Annotated in this window: 17 protein-coding genes; 12 read left to right on the plus strand and 5 right to left on the minus strand. The window is 51.9% G+C overall.

What is annotated here, in order from left to right; translation table 11 throughout:
* Positions 1 to 149 precede the first annotated feature (149 nt).
* On the minus strand, positions 150 to 1,289 hold the full coding sequence (locus tag L0Y31_RS14560) for a DUF4421 family protein (protein ID WP_234733806.1): 1,140 nt from the start codon (positions 1,287 to 1,289) through the stop codon (positions 150 to 152).
* A 537-nt stretch (positions 1,290 to 1,826) separates the two neighbouring features.
* On the opposite strand from L0Y31_RS14560, the gene L0Y31_RS14565 reads away from it, so the two are divergent.
* Positions 1,827 to 2,837 (plus strand): threonine aldolase family protein, encoded by a 1,011-nt coding sequence (locus L0Y31_RS14565; protein WP_234733807.1) that lies wholly within the window; start codon positions 1,827 to 1,829, stop codon positions 2,835 to 2,837.
* 113 nt (positions 2,838 to 2,950) lie between these two features.
* Here the strand turns inward: L0Y31_RS14565 and L0Y31_RS14570 are convergent, their stop codons facing one another.
* Together L0Y31_RS14570 and L0Y31_RS14575 are read right to left on the minus strand one after the other, a co-directional pair.
* On the minus strand, positions 2,951 to 3,724 hold the full coding sequence (locus tag L0Y31_RS14570) for a DUF2490 domain-containing protein (protein ID WP_234733808.1): 774 nt from the start codon (positions 3,722 to 3,724) through the stop codon (positions 2,951 to 2,953).
* On the minus strand, positions 3,721 to 4,998 hold the full coding sequence (locus L0Y31_RS14575; RefSeq protein WP_234733809.1) for a sensor histidine kinase: 1,278 nt from the start codon (positions 4,996 to 4,998) through the stop codon (positions 3,721 to 3,723). The genes L0Y31_RS14570 and L0Y31_RS14575 overlap by 4 nt, the downstream gene beginning before the upstream one ends.
* 164 nt (positions 4,999 to 5,162) lie before the next feature.
* On the opposite strand from L0Y31_RS14575, the gene L0Y31_RS14580 reads away from it, so the two are divergent.
* Positions 5,163 to 5,618, plus strand: coding sequence for a response regulator (locus L0Y31_RS14580; protein ID WP_234733810.1), 456 nt, complete (start codon positions 5,163 to 5,165; stop codon positions 5,616 to 5,618).
* An 11-nt stretch (positions 5,619 to 5,629) separates the two neighbouring features.
* On the opposite strand, the gene L0Y31_RS14585 is transcribed toward L0Y31_RS14580, so the two are convergent.
* A complete protein-coding gene (locus L0Y31_RS14585) occupies positions 5,630 to 6,418 on the minus strand; it encodes a response regulator transcription factor (RefSeq protein ID WP_234733811.1) in 789 nt (262 codons plus the stop codon).
* Between the two features lie 436 nt (positions 6,419 to 6,854).
* On the opposite strand from L0Y31_RS14585, the gene L0Y31_RS14590 reads away from it, so the two are divergent.
* From L0Y31_RS14590 to hslU, 10 genes are all read left to right on the plus strand, one after another.
* Entirely contained in the window at positions 6,855 to 8,252 is a 1,398-nt protein-coding gene (locus L0Y31_RS14590) for a glycosyl hydrolase (protein ID WP_234733812.1), read from the plus strand.
* On the plus strand, positions 8,249 to 9,082 hold the full coding sequence (locus L0Y31_RS14595) for a sugar phosphate isomerase/epimerase family protein (protein ID WP_234733813.1): 834 nt from the start codon (positions 8,249 to 8,251) through the stop codon (positions 9,080 to 9,082). The genes L0Y31_RS14590 and L0Y31_RS14595 overlap by 4 nt, the downstream gene beginning before the upstream one ends.
* A 7-nt stretch (positions 9,083 to 9,089) precedes the next feature.
* Complete coding sequence (locus L0Y31_RS14600; RefSeq protein ID WP_234733814.1) at positions 9,090 to 10,235, plus strand: Gfo/Idh/MocA family protein; 1,146 nt, start codon at positions 9,090 to 9,092, stop codon at positions 10,233 to 10,235.
* On the plus strand, positions 10,232 to 11,002 hold the full coding sequence (locus L0Y31_RS14605) for a 3-ketoacyl-ACP reductase (protein ID WP_234733815.1): 771 nt from the start codon (positions 10,232 to 10,234) through the stop codon (positions 11,000 to 11,002). The genes L0Y31_RS14600 and L0Y31_RS14605 overlap by 4 nt, the downstream gene beginning before the upstream one ends.
* A 33-nt stretch (positions 11,003 to 11,035) precedes the next feature.
* Entirely contained in the window at positions 11,036 to 12,340 is a 1,305-nt protein-coding gene (locus L0Y31_RS14610) for a Gfo/Idh/MocA family oxidoreductase (protein WP_234733816.1), read from the plus strand.
* Positions 12,341 to 12,377: 37 nt separating this feature from the next.
* A complete protein-coding gene (locus tag L0Y31_RS14615; protein WP_234733817.1) occupies positions 12,378 to 13,622 on the plus strand; it encodes an MFS transporter in 1,245 nt (414 codons plus the stop codon).
* Positions 13,623 to 13,881: 259 nt separating this feature from the next.
* Positions 13,882 to 14,427, plus strand: a complete 546-nt coding sequence (locus L0Y31_RS14620) for an LVIVD repeat-containing protein (RefSeq protein ID WP_234733818.1) — start codon at positions 13,882 to 13,884, stop codon at positions 14,425 to 14,427.
* Positions 14,428 to 14,447: 20 nt separating this feature from the next.
* A complete protein-coding gene (locus L0Y31_RS14625; protein ID WP_234733819.1) occupies positions 14,448 to 15,197 on the plus strand; it encodes an LVIVD repeat-containing protein in 750 nt (249 codons plus the stop codon).
* Positions 15,198 to 15,245: 48 nt separating this feature from the next.
* Positions 15,246 to 15,959, plus strand: coding sequence for a hypothetical protein (locus L0Y31_RS14630; protein ID WP_234733820.1), 714 nt, complete (start codon positions 15,246 to 15,248; stop codon positions 15,957 to 15,959).
* 120 nt (positions 15,960 to 16,079) lie between these two features.
* Positions 16,080 to 17,489: an ATP-dependent protease ATPase subunit HslU gene (hslU, locus tag L0Y31_RS14635; protein ID WP_234733821.1), complete on the plus strand. Its 1,410-nt coding sequence runs from the start codon at positions 16,080 to 16,082 to the stop codon at positions 17,487 to 17,489.
* Between the two features lie 84 nt (positions 17,490 to 17,573).
* On the opposite strand, the gene L0Y31_RS14640 is transcribed toward hslU, so the two are convergent.
* Positions 17,574 to 18,431, minus strand: coding sequence for a hypothetical protein (locus L0Y31_RS14640; RefSeq protein ID WP_234733822.1), 858 nt, complete (start codon positions 18,429 to 18,431; stop codon positions 17,574 to 17,576).
* Positions 18,432 to 18,494 lie beyond the last annotated feature (63 nt).

Consider the following 18,494-nt stretch of genomic DNA (forward strand, 5'->3'; position numbering starts at 1 on the left):
GAAACTTGTACGAATAAAAATTATTCCATAAATGACTGGCATTTAACAGAATAGGAAAATATTTTAGCGGTATTTGAGCTAGTTGTAAACCGAAAAAGCCTGTTTAACAGACGTTAAGAAAAAGAAAGGATGTTGGTTTGCCGGACGATCTATTGGAAACCAGGAATGCGTCTGAGAAAGCCTTTGGGCTTGTAGGAAAACCGTTTGCCAACCATCAGCCGAAAGTACGTGTAGTAGCTCCGTAAGTCATTGCTGGTTGTGAGGCTGCTGGATGAAAAGATGACAGAATAAACGAGACTGCCGTAAAATTTGTCGTCGTTATAACCCAGGATGGCGCGTGTGTCGCCCAGAATCCCTGAGCGGAAAGGTAGTTTCTGGCGAGTTTGGTTCAGGTCGAGGTTACTGGTTCGGCGGAGCGCAACCCCCGGCAGCAATTGCAGTGTGGTGTAAAAGTACTTGCGAAAAACAAAGGTCTGCACGTAGCCCGCATTAAGGCTGTAGCTAACCGACCGCACGCGAATGAGGCTGGCCGCATCGCCAAAAAGGGGCGGAGTTATGGCGGGAAACAGCGGCGAGTTGCCACGAATCTGGGTAAAGGCAAAACTGGCGCCCACCAGAAACGAACCCGCGCTTTTCTTCTGGCGCTCGCGATTAAGCAGGAGGTTCGGGTTGGCAAAACGCTGGCTGTTAAAAACATAGGCAATATTGCTGTACCACAAATGGCCCCGCATATCGCCCCGTTGCGGGTAATTAGTGTATTTGTCAAACCAGTCGGGGTCAATAATTTCCGGGTTGTTCAAGTATAGGCCCTTATACAGGCGAAGATTCGTGGTAAACCAAAGCTTTCGACCGTTGTAGCTGATGTCGGTGCCCAGTTGCCGGGTGCGGCCCCGTTCCGTGATGCGTTGCTGAAACGGCTGGCTAATGGTCAGATCAACATTGAGCCACGAATAACTGACGCCCAGCCCAATGGCATTCGCTCCGTTAGGCCGGTAAATAGCCCGGTTTCCATTGCCTACCAAGCGCAGAAAATAATCGCGGTTTTCGGAGACTACATGCAGATGCAGAAAGTTAAAGTAACTAGCCACGTAATTTGTATCTACCTGTGGTTTAGGTAGTTTTAAAAGCGTGTCCAGCGAAATACCCATAACGACTACTTCTTTCCGGGCCGAGTCGGGAGTGACGTTAATGGTTGTCTGAGCCAGAGCGCTCGGGCTGCCTCCGCTTTGAATAAGAAAGAAAATCAATAAGGCGTATAGAATTTTTACAGGCGTCGTCGGGTTTATCATTGATTCATAAAAACGTATGCTCCTATAACTCAAATTGGTGCGCTTCGGTTAAGTTCGCTTTCCTTTTTTATGAAGACGAAAAGAACTGCGTCATTAACGCGTCAACGGCGGCTATTTTTCTGGTCAGTGACCCTGTAACTTTTGCTTTATTTTTCGTCTAATGACTATAAGCGATGAGGGAAGGCCAACCAGCTTAAGTGGAGTGATTTCCAGGGCGCTTTTACCGCGTAATTCATGAAAAATGAACGAGTAATGAACTTTAACTTTGGCAATTTGAGTTTTATAGCTGAGAGCCAGAAAGAAAGCGTTGAAAACTTAATTGCTTTCAACGCTAGGATTCGGTTGTAGAGATGAATTCAGGATCTCAAATTTTGGATTGAAATAGTATTTGTTGTTTAGTTGACGGAAAGCCATACCCAGATTGGGCATGGCTTTTTTTTGTGGGAACGGGAAAAATCAAGTTCTTCAAGCCGCTTTGGTAGGTAACTTTTCCGAAACTTTCCGACCTTTGGCCTACTAGAATGTTCTTCTCAACAAATGATAATCGACTTACGCAGCGATACCATTACCAAGCCAACGCCCGCCATGCGGGAAGCCATGTTTAATGCCGAAGTGGGCGATGACGTGCTGGGCGACGACCCGACCGTGAATGCTCTGGAAGAAAAAGCGGCCCGCCTGTTTGGGATGGAAGCCGCCCTGTTCTGCCCCTCCGGCACCATGACCAACCAGCTGGCGATTCGCACGCACACCCGCCCGGGTGACGATGTAATCTGTGATGTTCTGTCACATATTTACCTCTACGAAGGGGGTGGGATTTCGGTCAATGCGCTGGCGTCGGTGAGCTTGCCCCAGGGCGTAAAAGGAAAGCTGACGCCTGATCTGGTGCGTGATCATATCCAGCCGGACGACATTCATAAACCAACCACCCGCCTTGTTTCGCTGGAGAATACCATCAATAAAGGAGGCGGTTGTTACTACAGCGTTCCGGAAATTGCGGCCATCAAACAAGTCTGCGATGCGCATAACCTGCGCCTGCACCTGGATGGAGCTCGTTTGTTCAACGCACTCGTAGAAACCGGAGAAAGCCCGGAAGCGTATGGACAACTGTTCGATTCGGTTAGCATTTGCCTGTCGAAAGGGTTGGGCTGTCCGGTGGGGTCGTTGTTACTCGGAAAAAAAGACTTTATCAAGCAAGCCCGGCGTTTTCGGAAACTCATGGGCGGGGGCTGGCGCCAGGCGGGTTTTCTGGCGGCAGCGGGCATCTATGCGCTGGATCACCACGTAAACCGGCTAAAAATGGACCACGCCCGCGCCCGGAAAATCGGGGCCATGCTGGAGCGGTTGCCCGAGGTCGAAGAGATCTATCCCATTGATACCAATATTGTTATTTTCAGATTGCCGGAGCCTATTCTGGCCGCGGACTATGTGGCTCAGTTGGCCGAGAAAGGCATTCTGGCCGTGACGTTTGGCAAGCACCTGGTTCGGTTTGTGACCCATCTGGACATTACCGAAGAGCACCTGGCTGAGCTGGAACAACGGCTTTCGTAACATAAGCCCCACCGATTCGGAGCGTCAGCGCCTCATTGAGCAAGGAATGATCCTGTTCGTTCATTCAATGCCATCCCGAAAATTAAGGCTGTCTCCTGCTTCGGTCCCGTCGTTTATTTGGTGAAGTCGAGGCTGTAAACAACGTTGAGCCGAAAGCCATTGTTGAACTCAAAAACGGATTTTCCAGTAAGCGGGTCCGGGTCAGCGTGTTGCGTGATTTGATTCAGGTAACCCAGCTCGATCATGAAGCTATCCTGGAACTGGTAGCCAACGCCGCCCAGAATCCGGTTTTGATTAAAGACATTCTGGCCCACATTTTTTCCGAAGCTGATGAATAATTCGTCCAGAAACGTAAGATAAAACTCGCCGTCTTCGATGGCAGGCCCCTGTAAAGGAAAACGACCTTCAAGCTGGTAACGGGCGCGGTTCTGGTATTCCCAATCGGCTATCCGGCGATTGCCCCGCGAAGCTGGTTGGCCCAACCAGCGCTGTTCCAGGCGGAGGCGGTGCGTCAAGGCGAGGCGTCCCAACTCATTGTCCCACTGCACGTCTTGGTAGGTGCGGTGTTCGGGAGTTGGAACGCCGAGGTCGGCCACGGGGAAAGTACCGTAGGGGTACGTGGTGAAAAACGTGTAGCCTCCACCAACCTGCGCCTGATCGGTCAGGCTATACAGGAACCCCAGGCGCGCCAGAGATTGCTGCCAGGTTTTAATAAAGTCAATACGCCGCCACTGGTATTCAGTGTGAAGGGTCCATTTTTTATGAATGACGTGGTCGCCATTATAGAGATACCAACCAATCTGATTATGATCCAAAAGCCGATTGGCCTGACCACACGCGAAAAAGGAAACCAACCAGCAACCCAGGACTAAACCCACTTTTTTCATGATTTAGACTGGGTGCGGCGCAAGAGTTTGATCCGAAAGAGCGTTCCTTTTCCGGCCTGGGTTTCAATATCCATGCTGGCATGAAGCAGTTCGCACAACCGCTTGACAATCATCAAACCAATGCCCTCGCCATCGGGCATTGTCGGTGATTCGGTCGTTAAGGCCGGGGCTGGAATTCGCGTTTGGGTGTCAGCTACAAAGGGAAGAAGCGTAGCCGACGACTCGGCCGACGGATCCAGTTTACTCGCCAGTTGAACCAGCGCCTGACTGGTCAAGCCGGGGCCACTGTCCTGGACGCTAAGTGTCCAGTGCGACTCATCGTAAAAGGCGACGGAAACCGAAATCCAACCCTTGGGGGTGTATTTCAGGGCATTATTAACCAAATTCTGGATAATGCGCAGCACCAAAACCGGATCACTTTCAACCGTCAACGTTTCCGGGCAGTCCAGCGTCAAGGTCAATTTACGCTCTTCGGCCAGGGGTTGGATGCCCGTAATGAAATCGCGCAGGAGAGTCCCCACGTCAAACGATTCGATCTGAACCGTTTCCTGCCCCGCTTCGAGCCGGGCCAGATCGGTCAGATTCATCAAAACAGAACGGGAGGCGGCCAGGGCCCGTACCAGCATTTGCAATGTTTCTTCCCGTTCTTCCTCTGATTTCCCGGACCATTCAAACATGCCCACCGCCCCTTCAATGGTGCCGAAACTGCCCCGAAGGTCGTGCGTACTCATCCGCAGGTGCTCCCCACGCTGGCGTATGGACGTATTTAACTCATCGAGCGTATGTTGCAGGCTTTCGGCGCGGCTGGCCGCCTGGAGTTGATAAAGCTGGTTGTACTGCCAGACACTACCCCGGACCATTTCATTAATCAGGCGAAGCAGTTGCTCGAAAGCCTGAATTGTGACCTGCGGCTGGGTGTCTGTGTATTGCAGCAGATACGCTTTAATTTCATCCTTAATGGTATCCTGTAGGTATTCCAGCTCGGTGAGCAATTCGTCCAGGGCGTAGCCTTTGTGCCAACGGTGCATACCGTGTTCACTGGCCTTCTCAGAAGCGCTCAGAGAAGATTCCTGGCCCCGCAGCCAGACGTCAAAAATCGTCAGAAGGGTTGGGATCTGATCATTAAATTCTTCCCGGGAAAGACTTTTACCCGTCAATAGCGTTGCATCCTGGTTACAAAGCAGCCGCCATCGGTTTAAAAGCGATTCCCGACGGACAAAAAAGAAGGTGGCTAACTGGGCAGATTGTTGATCGAAAAGAGATTCATTGTTCATGTCTGACAGAAAAAAGGATAGGTAAGCCGAGTTTCAACAGATAGATACCTAGTTGATTTATGCGGTATAGCTATAAATAAATAGCAAAATGGATGGTATTGTTTTAGTATATTTGTAGGTAATCCATTGCCTCTATTTGTAGCGTCTCGAAAACCATTACTCCATTGAAACGTAACCTGCGTAATGCCAAAATGTTGATCGTGGAAGATAATCCCGATCATTGGAATCTAATGAAAAAGGCAGCGGAACACTGCTTGGCTGAAGTAGAAACAGTGCACGCTCATTCCGAGCAGGAAGCCCTGCGGTTTTTACAGGATGGCTCGTTGCAGGAGTGGGAACTGCCCAAATTAATTTTGCTGGATTTATACCTGCCCAAACGCGAGAATGGCTGGCAGCTTTTGCAGCAAATCAAAAGCATGCCTGCACCATTCAACCAGATTCCCGTGGTCGTGCTTAGTTTTTCCAATAGCCCGGAGGATATTCGGCAAGTCTACCAATACGGTGGAGCGTCTTATTTAATCAAGCCAACTGCATTTCAGGACTGGCTGATTTACTTTCAGCGCCTCCGGTCTTACTGGTGGGAAACGGTAACACTGCCCCAGATGCGATTCTACCTATAAAACGTAGGCCTCTAGGTCATGACCAGAGGCGGTAGCGAAGCCATATTCAACCAATAGTACAACGTTTCATCCACGGCCTGTACCAGCAGGCTACTTACTTTTCCCAGCGCAATAATTGAGTTGGCCTGCCATTCGTAGCCCTGCTCTACTTCCTGCTTGGTGTCCTGATTAACGAGCAAAACAACCGGAATCACGCACAAACGCGGGTCTGACTTCAGGGCTCGTAACGTAATCATCCGATCGGTCTTTTCCGTACGGGCGTCAAGAATAACCAGCACCGGTAAATCATCAGCCGGATTGGTCTGGAGAACGCGCGGTAAAACAGATCCATTCTGAAAAGGAAGGAGCGTATAGTTGGGCCATTTTTTCTCGGCCATTTTTTGCAGCAAAACAAAGTCTTCAGCACTGTCCATGACCGCGATGATCGTCGACGAGCCTTGTGGAGGCTGGTCAGAAAGGGTATTCTCGACTGGAAGTTCTACCAGAGCCTGGGAGCGTAGCAGGGCGGTAATGTCATTCCAGCGGCGGCGGCTAACGGGCAACACGGTACCATCGAACAGATACATTTTCCCGGCCATCTTAGGGCGCGGCGGATTTTCCAGGTGATCAATACAGGTAGGATTTATCAGCGCCGTTTTGTGGATGCGTAAAAACTGAGGAAGCCGGGCTTCGAAATAGCTGATTGGTTTGCTAATCAGCGTTTTACGGCCGTCCCGGAAGTATACCCACGAATAATTACTAGCTCCCGAAAGATAACTAACTAAGGAAGGATATTCAAAAATTTCATTAATCGTACTCATTATCAATGTTCATTATGTAAGGATAGCGGTAACTAAAGTAGCACGTAAATTTGTAATTTGCTCAGAATTCTTTTCAATGGGCACAGATCAGAAACATATACGGCCCTGATAATCAGAATTTACGGGTTTATGTTAAGGAGCGTTAAAAGTGGGGTTTCGCGCCCAAAGGCCAGTGTGTAATTATTGTGGCTATAGCGCGTTGCAGGAAGCATTACAAAAGCTGTTGGAAATTAAACACGACAGTTTTTTTAACAGCCGCAGCCTAAATGTCTTCACCTCGCGCCCACGTCAGCACCTCAAAGAAGGCCCACATATACAAATTGGAACGTGCAGGGCATCGGGTAGAAGTTAATAATTTGATAATACGAATTTTGAATAGTAATTATTTAATCTAAATGCCTTTATACAGGTATCCTAATCACCTAGTACCTGTCTAATGATTCAGATTAATAATGCCATTCAACCGGCAGACCTTCGTCCAAAACTGCAACGGTTTTGGGAGCTATCCGCGCAAAAAATCCGCCTGATCGACCAGGAGTACGATCTTTCCAAAGGCTCGCCCGTTTTTACCGTCCAGGGAAAATACACCACCCGGGGCTGGACCGAGTGGACCCAGGGCTTTCAGTACGGGTCGTCCATTCTTCAATTTGACGCCACCGGCGATACCTATTTTCTGGAAGCCGGTCGGAAAAAAACCGTGGAGGTGATGGCCCCCCACGTCAGCCACATCGGCGTGCACGATCACGGGTTCAACAACGTCAGTACCTACGGCAACCTGCTGCGGCTCATGCACGAAGGGAAGCTACCTCATAACGAGTGGGAGAAAGCCTTTTACGAACTGGCGCTGAAAATCTCCGGGGCGGTGCAGGCCAGCCGCTGGACCACCATCAAAAACGGAGCGGGAACGCCCGCCGGATTTATTCACTCGTTCAACGGGCCACATTCGCTTTTTGTCGATACCATTCGTTCCTGCCGGGCGCTGGTGCTGAGTCATCAGTTGGGCCACGTATTTCAGGCCGAGGGCGACGTGAAAATTGATCTGCTCGAACGCGCGTTGCTGCACATGAAAGCCACCGCCGACTATTCGGTCTTCTACGGCGAAGGGCGTGACTCCTACGACATTTGGGGCCGCACGGCGCACGAAAGCGTTTTCAATACCAAAGACGGCAATTTCCGCTGTCCCAACTCACAGCAGGGTTATTCGGGCTTTACGACTTGGACGCGGGGATTGGCCTGGGCCATGTGCGGCTTTGCCGAGCAACTCGAATTTCTGGATACGCTGGATAAAAAGGGCCTTCAGGCGCATGGGGGCAGCGAAACGCTGGAAGCCTTTATGCTCCGCGCCGCCAAAGCAACCTGCGATTTTTACATCGATCATACGCCCATCAATGGCATTCCGTACTGGGACACGGGCGCGCCGAACCTGCATAAATTGGGCGATTACCTGGACCGCCCCGCCGAGCCGTTCAATGACTTTGAGCCGGTCGATAGCTCTGCCGCGGCCATCGGGGCGCAGGGGCTATTGCGCCTGGGAAAATACCTGAGTGATAAAGGCGAAACCGAAGCCGGACAGCGGTACTGGCAGGCGGGCTTAACCGTGCTGGACACCTTGCTGGAAGAGCCTTACCTAAGCGCCGATTCGGCGCATCAGGGATTGCTGCTGCACACAATTTACCACCGTCCTAACGGCTGGGATTACGTGCCCGAAGAAAGCCAGATCCCGTACGGAGAGTCTTGTATGTGGGGGGATTATCACGCGCGAGAGGTGGCACTTTACCTTCAGCGGGTCATCAAAAACGAACCGTATTACACCTTTTTTGGAGCCGTCCGATGAGCGCAGAACCGATCAACGATCTGTCTCGGCTGTGTGTGCATACCATCACCACCAAGCCCTGGCCCATCGAAGTGGCCGCCGAACAGTTTGCCAAGGCGGGTGTCGGGGGCATTACCGTCTGGCGGGATGCGCTGGCGAACCGGAACATCGCCCAGACCGGACAATTGCTGCGGGACCATAATCTGTCCGTGGTATCGCTTTGTCGCGGTGGATTTTTCCCGCACACGGACGCGGCGGGACGCCAAGCCGCCATTGACGACAACCGACGCGCGCTCGACGAAGCCGCCGAACTGGGCGCGCCGCACGTCGTGCTGGTTTGCGGGGCCGCTCCGGGCCAACCTTTAACGGAGTCGCGGAAGCAGATACAGGACGGGATTGCCGCCCTGCTGCCCCATGCCGAAGCCGTTGGCGTCAAACTGGCCATTGAGCCATTGCATCCGATGTATGCCGACAACCGCTCGGCCATCAACACGCTGGCGCAGGCCAACGACATGGCCGAAGAGCTGGCTTCGACGCATGTCGGGGTGGCCGTCGATGTCTACCACCTGTGGTGGGACCCAACGCTGGAGGCGGAGATTGCGCGCTGCGGTCGAAATGGCCATCTCTACGCGTTTCACATCTGCGACTGGAAAACGCCCACGCTCGATTTTCTGAACGACCGGGGACTGATGGGCGAAGGTTGCATCGACATTCGGCAGATTCGGAGCTGGGTGGAAGCTACGGGCTTTACCGACTTTAATGAAGTCGAAATATTCTCCAATCGCTACTGGTCTGAGGATCAAGCTCAATTTTTGGAAAAAATTAAACACGCATACCTGAATCATTCCTAAAACCCACATGAAAGAACACAAAGTAGGCATTATTATGAATGGCGTAACGGGCCGGATGGGCACCAACCAGCACCTGCTACGCTCCATTGCCGCCATCATCAAACAGGGTGGCGTTAAAGTGGGTACCGACGAAGTGATCATGCCCGACCCGATTCTGGTTGGCCGGAACGCCGATAAGCTGGCGGCCCTTTGTCAACAGTCAGGTGTGCAGAAAATGACCACCAACCTGGACGAAGCCCTGGCCGATCCGCACAACATCATTTATTTCGACGCGCAAACCACGGGCCGTCGGGCCGAGGGCGTTCGGAAAGCCGTGCTCGCCGGAAAACACGTTTATTGCGAAAAACCAACGGCGGTCAGTACGGAAGTCGCGCTGGAATTATACAATCTCTGCAAAGAGGCGGGCCTGAAAAATGGCGTCGTGCAGGACAAGCTCTGGTTACCGGGCTTGCTGAAGCTGAAGCGTCTGATTCAGAACGGGTTTTTTGGCGAGATTCTGTCCGTGCGCGGTGAGTTTGGCTACTGGGTTTTCGAAGGCCACACCATTCCGGCGCAGCGTCCATCCTGGAATTACCGCAAGGAAGACGACGGGGGAATCATTGTAGACATGCTCTGCCACTGGCGCTATGTGCTGGACAACGTATTCGGCAAGGTGAAAGCCGTTTCCTGCTTGGGTGCCACACACATTCCCGAACGCATCGACGAACAGGGCAAACCGTATGTCTGCACGGCGGATGACGCGGCCTACGCAACGTTCGAACTCGAAGGCGGCGTGATTGCGCAGTTCAATTCGTCGTGGACGGTGCGAGTGCGGCGCGACGATCTGCTAACGTTGCAGGTTGACGGGACGAAAGGCTCGGCGGTGGCGGGTCTGCGGGAGTGTTACATCCAGCATTACGGCAATACGCCCAAACCCGTCTGGAACCCGGACATCGAGCAGCCCATCAAGTTTTTTGAAGGCTGGGCGAAGGTGCCGGAGCAGGAGCCGTTCGACAACGCCTTCAAGGTGCAGTGGGAGCTGTTTTTAAAGCACGTGGTGAAGGATGAGCCGTTTCCGTGGGATTTGCGGGAAGGAGCCAAAGGGGTTCAACTGGCCGAAAAAGGCATTGAAAGCTGGGAAAAACGGTGTTGGGTCGATATTCAGGAGCTATGAAACGAGTCGCGTTCGTAACGGGCGGAAGCCGGGGCATTGGCTACGGCATTGCGGAATATTTGGCCAAAGAAGGCTTTGATCTGGCGATCAACGGAATGCGTTCGGAAGAGCTGATCACCGACGCCTTGCAAAACCTGCGGGCTTTGGGCGCGGAGGTGATTTACTGCCCGGGCGACATTGCGTCAAAAGAGGCGAGGGAGGCGATGCTCGCCAAAATTAAGGCGCATTTCGGGCGATTGCACGTGCTGGTCAATAACGCGGGAGTGGCTCCGAAAGAACGCCGGGATATTCTGGAAGCGACCGAAGAAAGCTTTGAATACGTCTTGACGACCAATTTGCAGGGACCTTATTTTCTGACGCAGGCGGTGGCTAACTGGCTGATTGCCCAAAAAGCGGCAGCACCGGACTTTGTGGGCTCGATTATTACGATTTCGTCGGTTTCGGCCACGGTGGCGTCCGTGAACCGGGGCGAATATTGCGTGGCGAAAGCCGGACTGAGCATGACGACCCAGTTGTTTGCGGCGCGCCTCGGTGAATTTGATATTCCGGTGTACGAAGTTCGTCCCGGCATCATCCGCACCGATATGACGGCGGGCGTAACGGGTAAATACGATAAACTGATCGAAGAAGGGCTTTGTGTCCAGAAACGCTGGGGCTATCCCGACGACGTGGGTCGGGCTGTAGCAGCGCTGGCGCGGGGCGATTTTCCCTATTCGACGGGACAGGTGATTATGATTGACGGAGGCATGACCCTGCCTCGCTTATAAACGAATTTTACATTCCTAGACCCAAATCTAATCATGAAAGAACAAGCTGATTCCCGACGAAATTTCCTGAAAACCGCCGCCACGGGTTCGCTGGCCGTGCTGGGTTTACCGACGATCATTCCGGCCCACGCCTTTGGGGCCAACGACCGGGTGCGCGTTGCCGTGCTGGGCGTTAATGGACGTGGCCAGAATCACATCGACGGCTACTCCAGGCTGCCGAATGTGGAGGTCGTGACGCTCTGCGATGCCGATAAGGTGGTGTTGGCTCAACGTGCCGCCGAATTCGAGAAAAAACACGGTAAAAAAGTACAGCAGGTCCAGGACCTCCGCCAGGTGTACGACGATAAAAACATTGATGCGGTTAGTATCGCCATGCCCAACCACTGGCACGCTCTGGCAACCATCTGGGCCTGTCAGGCGGGGAAAGATGTGTACGTGGAGAAACCCGGGTCGCACAACCTGTTCGAGGGTCGGCAGATGGTGGAGGCGGCCAATAAATACAAACGCATCGTGCAGCACGGCGTTCAGCTGCGGAGTTCTACTGCCATTCAGGAAGCTGTTAAGCACCTGCGGAATGGGCTGATCGGCAAGGTCTACATGGCGCGCGGAATCGTTTACAAGTGGCGGCCTGATATTGGCAACCAGGGGCCGTCGGCGGTGCCCGATGGCTTGAGCTGGGACCTCTGGCAGGGACCGGCCAAGACGCGGGACTTCAGTAAAAATTACGTCCATTACAACTGGCACTGGTTCTGGGATTACGGCAACGGAGACATTGGCAATCAGGGAATTCACGAAACCGATATGTGCATGTGGGGGCTGGACGTGGGCCTGCCGGAAGTCATCTCGTCGTCGGGTGGAAAATACCTCTGGAACGACTGCAAGGAAACGCCCGAAGTCTTGACGTCAACCTATAACTACCCGAAAGAAGGAAAAGTCATTCAGTTTGAGGTGCGTCCGTGGATGACCAACAAGGAAGATGGCGTCGATATCGGCAATATTTTCTACGGCGATAAAGGGTATATGGTGGTCAATGGCTACAACGACTACAAAACCTTTTTGGGGAAAGACCGTGAGCCGGGACCGTCGGGAAAAGCGGGGGGCGATCACTACCTGAATTTCATCGAAGCGGTTCGGGCGCGGGATAAATCCAAGCTGAACGGCCCCGTCGAAACGGCGCACCTGTCGTCGGGCATCGCGCACCTGGGGAATATTTCCTACCGGCTGGGGCGTACCCTGAAATTCGACCCGAAAAAAGAAGAATTCATCGGCGACAAAGAAGCGAACGCCATGCTGAGCCGAAAATACCGCGCTCCTTACACGGTACCAACGCAGGTGTAACTCAACCACTGATTTCTTAACCCTTCTTTCCTAAAAAATGGTAGAGCATCCTCAAGTTGAGCAATCCACCAGCCAGGCGCTTTTCAAACTGCCGGTCATGGTGGCCGCCCTGGGTTATCTGGTGGATATGTATGATCTTTTTCTGTTTAGTGTCGTTCGGGTGCCGAGCCTGAAAGCTCTGGGAGTACCTGCCGACCGGCTTCTGTCCGACGGAGTACTGCTGCTTAACATGCAGATGGCCGGATTGCTGTTGGGCGGTATTTTTTGGGGTGTACTGGGCGATAAACGCGGACGTCTCTCGGTGCTTTTTGGGTCCATCCTGATTTATTCGCTGGCTAATATTGGCAACGGTTTAGTGACCACGCTGGAGCAATATGCCGTGTTGCGTTTTATTGCCGGGGTTGGTCTGGCGGGCGAGCTGGGCGCGGGCATCACGCTGGTGACTGAGGTATTACCCAAGAAAATCAGAGGGTACGGGACTACGATTGTGGCCACAATGGGGGTTCTGGGCGCCATCATGGCCTACTTTGTCGCGGACCTTTTCGAGTGGCGAAACTCCTACTTCATTGGCGGCGGGTTAGGTCTGCTTTTGCTGGTGATGCGGATCAATGTATTCGAGTCCCGTATTTTTGAAGTCGTGAAGGAGCGGCAGGTCAAGCGCGGCGACCTGCGGATGCTATTTGGCAATAAAACACGCTTCCTGAAATACCTGCAATGCATTCTGGTCGGGCTGCCGATTTGGTTTGTCGTCGGAATTCTGATCACGTTCTCACCGGAATTTGGCCAGGCGATGGGGCTTTCGGAACCCGTGGTGGCGGGCAAGGCGGTGATGCTATCGTTTGCGGGTCAGGCCGTTGGCGATGTGGCCAGTGGGTTGCTGAGTCAGTATTTTCAAAGCCGGAAAAAAGCGATTCGGGGTTTCATTCTGCTGTCGTTCGTTTTTGTGACCGTCTATCTGCTGGTACCGCTGAAAGATATCGACACGTTTTATCTGGTCTGTATCTTTCTGGGATTCGCCAACGGTTACTGGGCCTTGTTCGTGACCATTGCCGCCGAACTGTTCGGGACGAACCTGCGGGCCACGGTGGCGACTACCGTGCCGAATTTCGTCCGGGGTGCCGTCATTCCGCTGACTGCCCTGTTTTTGTGGGGAAAAACGGAGTTCGGGGTGTTATACAGCGCCCTGGGCGTCGGTGTCCTCACAGTTGTCCTGGCCTTAATTGCCCTGGCCTTTCTGGAAGAAACCTTCCGCAAAGACCTCAATTACGTCGAAATCGACTAAGCTAATTCAGCCGGCGTTTGCCGCAGTTGGGCGGACGGAAGTTTCAACTCGGGCTGAACGCGTTTTTCGGACCATTAGAAGCGTTTTATTTTGCGACCACAAGAGCTATCGGATGGGCACAGAATAAAACGCTTTTTTTTGCGCTTGCCCCGACGGATTGACCGACCATGACCATTGATAAATAAACTTTATACGCTTTTATCAAACGGCTCCAACCCTCGGCAACGTTTGGGTGTCTTACCGGTAAACGCAACGCGCTATGAAGCAATTTATATGGACACGAAGCTGGGTAGTTTTGCTCGGCCTTTTTGTGGGACTCGATGCCTGCACAACGCCCCAGGCGGAACCCGATCTGCCGGATAACTGGCCTACGTACCGGCCCGTTTACGCGCCCTACTCGGATATTCGGAAAGTTGAAACCCTGGAGCCGCAGCCACTGAAACGGCCCGGTAAGATTTACATCAAAGACCGGTTTCTGTTTATCAACGAATTAGAACGGGGGATCCATGTGGTGGATAATACCGACCCGGCTCATCCCGCACCGATTGCCTTCATTTCCATTCCGGGAAATCACGACATGGCCGCGAAAGGCAATACGCTCTATGCCGATAACGCGATTGATCTGGTGGCGTTGGATATTTCCAATCCGCACAGTGTTCGGCTGAGCAAACGGATTGAAAACTCATTTACGGCTACCTATCATCCGGCGGAGCGCAACGTTAAATTCGAGTGCCCCGATCCAGAAAAAGGGTATGTGGTTCGCTGGGAACTGGCGACGATTCAGAATGCTAAATGCTACCGTTAATCCTAAGCCCATTCCAGACCATGAAAAAATACCTAGCCTACCTGATTGGGAGTGCGTTGCTGAGCAGTTGCTCGGCGGATTTCAGCAGCAAAGACTCCGTGTCGCCGGGCACCGGAACGGGCGGTTCAATGGCGCGCTTCACCGTGGCGGGCAATACGCTGTATACGGTGGGACACAGTAGCTTACAGGCGTACGATATTTCCCAAACCAGCAATCCGAAAGCGGGTTCAAAAATTTCGCTGGGCTTTGGGGTAGAAACCATTTTCCCATATCAGCAAAACCTGTTTATCGGCACCCAGACCGGGATGTATATTTTCGACATTACCCAACCTCAATCCCCGCAACAGCTGTCCTTCTACGACCATTTTCAGAGCTGTGATCCGGTAGTGGCCCAGGGAAAATATGCCTATATAACGCTCCGCAGCGGAACAACCTGCCGCAACAACAACCTGAATACGCTCGACGTTGTGGACATCAGCAACCTCACCAAGCCCAAGCTGGTGAAAAGCTATCCGATGAAAAACCCCCACGGACTAGGCATCGACGGCAATTTGCTGTTTGTCTGCGAAGGCGATCATGGGCTGCGGATACTCGATGTTACTGATCCGACCGCCATTCAGGAAGTTCAGTTTATTACGGATATTCAAACGTATGACGTTATTCCCAGCAGTAAAGTCCTGATTGTGACGGGTAAAAGCGGCATTTTTCAATATAGCTACGCCAATCCGCTGAAGCTGGAATTGCTGAGTTCCATGCCCATTGTTCAGTAATTCCAGCAAATCTGTCAAAAGACCCGTTTACGCGCTATTCTCCACTTCATGATTCGTCTAGTACTATCGATTGCCCTTTTTCTTTTTTCATTTTCGACCGCCTTTGCGCAGGATACGCTGGCCCACGATGCCTACGCCAAAGCGTCCCGGGTGGTGCTGAAATTCTCGCCGATGGGCCTGCTGAACTTTGACCCAACCGTGCAGTTCGGGGCGGAGGTTCGGCTCGCCCGGGCTTTTTCCTGGCAGGCCGAGGCGGGGTACGGACGCTTTCTGCAATCGCGTCCGGGCTTGCAGACGTGGCGGACGCGTAGCGAATTGCGCTGGTATCTTGCTTCGCGGAAGCGGCCCCGGTCGGAGCGATACCCGGCTTTCCCGCTGGGCAGGTATTTTGCCGTGGAGGGTTTTTACAAACAAATGAAACTGAACGAATACACCAGTGCGGGACGAGGATGTGAAGGTGGTACCTGTGGTTATTGGGAGCAGGTATATGCTCCCAAACAACGGCACGTTGCGGCGGGCTATGTCAAATTGGGGTGGCAGTTGCCGTTGCGTAACGAACCGTTGAGCCCGTTTGTGATCGATTTTTATTTTGGACTGGGGCTACGGCATATCTGGGTTGAACGGCCCGTCTTCGAGGGGGAATTTTTTGGCTGGAACCGGGGCGATATTTTGACTTTTGATCGTTTCCGGAGTACAGGATCCAGTACGTATCCTGATCTGGTTGTTGGTTTTAAAGTAGGCTATGTACTGCGGAAAAAATAGTGAAATACGTACTTCCGGGTTTGATTTTAAGGACCGGTAGCCAAAAAAACACGGTAGCTTCGCACCAATTCCGCTTTCGTGCGTTTATTTGTTACAGGAAATGATTTCAATGTAACAAACATGACCCAATCGCTGAAAGATTTAACACCACGACAGATTGTTGCTGAACTGGATTTATACATTATCGGACAACACGAAGCAAAACGAAACGTAGCCATTGCCCTTCGGAATCGCTGGCGGCGCATGAACAGCGCCCCGGAAATGCAGCGTGAAATTGTTCCCAATAATATTTTGATGATTGGTGCGACGGGGGTTGGAAAGACAGAAATTGCCCGGCGGCTGGCCAAAATAGCCGATGCGCCATTTATTAAAGTAGAGGCATCTAAATTTACCGAAGTAGGGTATGTGGGGCGGGACGTAGAGAGCATGGTGCGCGATCTGGTCGAACAATCGGTCAACATGGTGAAGGCCGCCAAGAAAGAAGAAGTGAAAGTGCGGGCCCAGCAACTGGTAGAAGACAATATTCTTGATATTCTGATTCCTCCCGTCAAGCAGGCGAGCGGACCGGGCTTTGTGATGGACGACCGCCACAAAGCGGTCAACACGGATGTGCCCGATTCGGACGCAGAACTGAACGAACGGACACGGGAGCGTTTCCGCGAGAAAATCCGTTCGGGTGAGATGGACGACCGGAAAATTGAAATTGAGGTACAGCAGGCCCAAACGCCCAATATCGGCATGATTGGCGGCTCCGTCGATGATCTGTCCATGATGAATATTCAGGAAATGATCGGCGGGATGATGCCCCGACGTGGACGCAAACGCAAAGTGACCATCGGAGAAGCCAAGAAAATTATGCTGGAAGAAGAGGCGGCCAAACTGATTGACATGGATGAGGTAAAGGAAGAGGCGATCCGAAAGGCCGAAAATACCGGCATCATCTTCATTGACGAGATTGACAAAATTGCTTCCGGTCGCAGCGGCGGATCGGGCGGCGGGCCCGACGTGAGTCGCGAAGGGGTGCAGCGCGATCTGCTGCCGATTGTGGAGGGCAGCGCCATCAATACCAAATACGGCGTCATCAACACCGACCACATTCTGTTCGTTTCGGCGGGTGCTTTCCACGTTTCCAAACCCAGCGACCTGATTCCCGAGCTACAGGGCCGTTTCCCCATTCGGGTAGAGCTACAAAGCCTGTCGGAAGAGGATTTTTACCAGATTCTGAAAACGCCCAAAAACGCGCTCACGAAGCAGTATGAGGCCATGATGGAAGCCGAAAAGGTAGAGCTGACGTTTGAAGACAGTGCCCTGCGCGAAATTGCCCGGATTGCGTTTCAGGTTAATTCCGAAGTGGAAAACATCGGTGCCCGGCGTTTGCAGACGGTGGTGAGCCACTTACTCAACGACTTCATGTTCGATATTCCCGATGTAATCGGCGCTGATTCGCAGGTGATTATCACCCAGGAGATGGTGCAGGAGAAACTGAACGGCCTGGTACAAAACCGGGATTTGAGCCAGTTTATTTTGTAATTGGCCAAAAGAGGATAAAAATCCACGTGAACAGGCCAAGTTCGGTTTGTTCACGTGGATTTTCCATGAAAGGCAAATCTTAGTTCATTGTCTTTCTAGATACTCGTATTCCCAGTGGTATCTGGTGGAGCTTAATTCGTCGTCGATTTTCAGGGATAATTCCAGCGTTTTAGGCCTCTTTTTTTCGTCAAAAATGTACGCGTAAAAATAGCCGTATGAGCGATGGGTAAACCTGGGTTGAAAAACGGTTACGTGAGCCGCTTTAAGTAAGTTTTTATTCGTTTTACCGTACAAGGTATGGGCGTGTTTGCCAAATGTGGTAAAATAGGAAGAGAAGCTTTCTGCCCCGAAAAAATCGTACTCTTCATAGGGCAGGTTGGGATTATAGTTCGATTTATCGTATTCGTAATTGATTTGGGCGCTATCAGCTACGGTTTTATAATCCGGCAAAAATTTTACCAGGGTTGAAACCCGGTTCCCATCTGCATACGTATGGTAAAAGGTAAGCCAGGCGGCTGATTCACGGTGACTTGCGTAATGATACGACTCTTCTTTAACCAAGTATCCTTCTTCATTGTATTCGTAGGTTCCGATAGGGTAATAGCTAGGCCGGCTGCCGTTATGCCTGCTCCTCGAAACGTAACCCTTTTTGTTCAAAAACAAGGTATCAAGGTAGTAAGAGGTAAATAAAACAGTTTGATCTCTATACGAGTAAGTTTGGTAAGATAAGGGAGCCTGACAATGAGTGGTTTGGGTTACTTTATAGTCCTGATCATAGTCAAAGCTTACGCAGCCAAGTTCTTTTTTATCTATTTTCTTTACGAGTGAATTTTGAACGATGGCTATTTCTGTGGGCGATAGCGGATCAGTAACACCCTGTTTGCAGCCAAAGATGCTGTTGAAACAGGCGGCCATAGCAAACAACAAAAACTTCCTTTTCATAAGTTACTAGCAAGGCAAGTCCGCTTGTCAAATAATCTTTTTATTCCGGCTGGCTGGCAGTGG

Source organism: Tellurirhabdus bombi, from assembly GCF_021484805.1.
Taxonomy (GTDB): Bacteria; Bacteroidota; Bacteroidia; order Cytophagales; family Spirosomataceae; genus Tellurirhabdus; species Tellurirhabdus bombi.